This window comes from Aeromonas finlandensis, assembly GCF_000764645.1.
In the GTDB taxonomy this organism is placed as follows: domain Bacteria; phylum Pseudomonadota; class Gammaproteobacteria; order Enterobacterales; family Aeromonadaceae; genus Aeromonas; species Aeromonas finlandensis.
Genome location: NZ_JRGK01000216.1, coordinates 1 through 1,756, shown reverse-complemented (window position 1 = coordinate 1,756; position 1,756 = coordinate 1). Strand labels below are relative to the sequence as shown.

The following is a 1,756-nucleotide window of genomic DNA, read 5'->3' as shown; positions in this document are numbered from 1 at the left end:
CCCCCATCGAGTTCAAGGAGGGGGCCTTCCCCTGCTCGACCAATCTGCCGTTAATGACAGACGATGAGCGTGCCAAGGTGGGGACCTGCTTCAAGAAGCAGGGTCAGGCCGCCGCCATTGAGCTTGGTCACAAGCTGGTGGGGGGAGCAGTTCGTGCCGAGCGCATCGAAGGCTGGCTGGCGCAGTTGCGCCAGCAGCCCGATGCCGTGCTCTACTGCTTTCGCGGCGGCCTGCGCTCGCAAACGGTACAACTGTGGCTCCATGAAGCGGGGGTCACTCGCCCCCGCGTCGCCGGTGGCTACAAGGAGCTGCGCCGCTTTCTGATCGACACCCAGGACAAGGCCTCTGCCGAGTGCCACTGGACGGTGCTGACCGGCATGACCGGCTCCGGCAAGACTCATATGCTGGACCATGTGGCCCAGGCGCTCGATCTGGAAGGACACGCCCACCACCGGGGCTCCTCCTTCGGTCAACTGCCCGGTGGCCAGCCCAGCAACATCAACTTTGAAAACAACATGGCCATCGAACTGCTCAAGCGCCGCCAGCAGGGCGAACATGCCTTTGTGGTGGAAGATGAGAGCCGCCTGATCGGTCGCTGCTGCCTGCCTATCTCCCTCCATGAGGCAATGAGTCAGGCACCGCTGGTGGTGGTAGATGTGCCGCAGTGCGATCGGGCCGAGCAGATCCGCGAGGATTACGTGCACGATCTCTGGCTGCGCTATCAAGCCATGTATGGTCAGGAAGCCGGTTGGCCGCTGTTTGCCGCCTATCTCACCGATGCGCTGGCTCGCCTCAAGCGCCGCCTCGGTGATCAGGCCCACCGCGAGCTGGATGCCCTGATGCAGACCGCCCTCGCCGAGCAGGAAAAGAGCGGCGATACCGCGCTGCATCTGGCCTGGATCACCCTGCTGCTGACCCGTTACTACGACCCCATGTATCTCTACCAGCTTGGCAACAAGCGTGAGCGCATCGTGTTCCGCGGTGACAAGCAAGCCTGTCTCGACTACTTCGCCGAGCAGCGCGCCAACGGGCAACCGGGCTGACCCCGTCGCCTTTCCAACAAGAGGACCCCACATGTTGAAATTCGAGGTGATCCCGGTCACCCAGTTCGCCCAGAACTGCTCCCTCATCTGGTGTGACGAGACCCACCAGGCGGCGCTGATCGACCCGGGTGGCGAAGCGGACAAACTGCTGGCCGCCATCGCCAAACGCGGCCTGACCCTGACCCACATCCTGCTGACCCACGGTCATCTGGATCATGTGGGTGCCGCCGCCGAGCTGCGGGAAAAGACCGGCGTCGCCATTACCGGCCCCCACAAGGAGGACGCCTTCTGGCTCGACATGCTGCCCCAGCAGAGCCAGATGTTCGGCTTCGCCCATACTCCTGCCTTTAGCCCCGACCAGTGGCTGGAGCAGGGTGACAAGGTGCAACTTGGCCAGTGCGAGCTGGATGTCTACTTCTGCCCCGGCCACACCCCGGGCCATATCGTGCTGCTGAACCAAGCCGAAAAACTCGCCTGGGTTGGCGATGTGCTGTTTGCCGGCAGCATCGGCCGCACCGACTTCCCCCGTGGCGATCACGCTACCCTGATAAAGTCGATCACCGAGACCCTGCTGCCGCTGGGTGACGAGATCGTCTTTATCCCGGGCCATGGCCCCAGCTCCACCTTCGGTCGCGAGAAGGTGAGCAACCCCTACCTGACCCAGCCTATCTGGTGATCAAAAAAGGCAGCGGTGTTAGCCGCTGCCTTTTCTC

The 1,756-nt window shown here is 63.0% G+C and carries 2 protein-coding genes; both read left to right on the top strand.

Annotated elements, in window-relative coordinates; genetic code table 11:
* Positions 1 to 1,043 (top strand): tRNA 2-selenouridine(34) synthase MnmH (gene mnmH, locus LD28_RS0112795; RefSeq protein ID WP_033137350.1); only part of this gene is annotated, 1,043 nt, incomplete at its 5' end.
* Positions 1,044 to 1,074: 31 nt separating this feature from the next.
* Entirely contained in the window at positions 1,075 to 1,719 is a 645-nt protein-coding gene (locus LD28_RS0112790; protein ID WP_033137349.1) for an MBL fold metallo-hydrolase, read from the top strand.
* Positions 1,720 to 1,756 lie beyond the last annotated feature (37 nt).

Excerpts from the sequence above, each read along its gene's own strand:
- LD28_RS0112790 (WP_033137349.1), top strand. The coding sequence starts at position 1,075 with ATGTTGAAATTCGAGGTGATCCCGGTCACCCAGTTCGCCCAGAACTGC.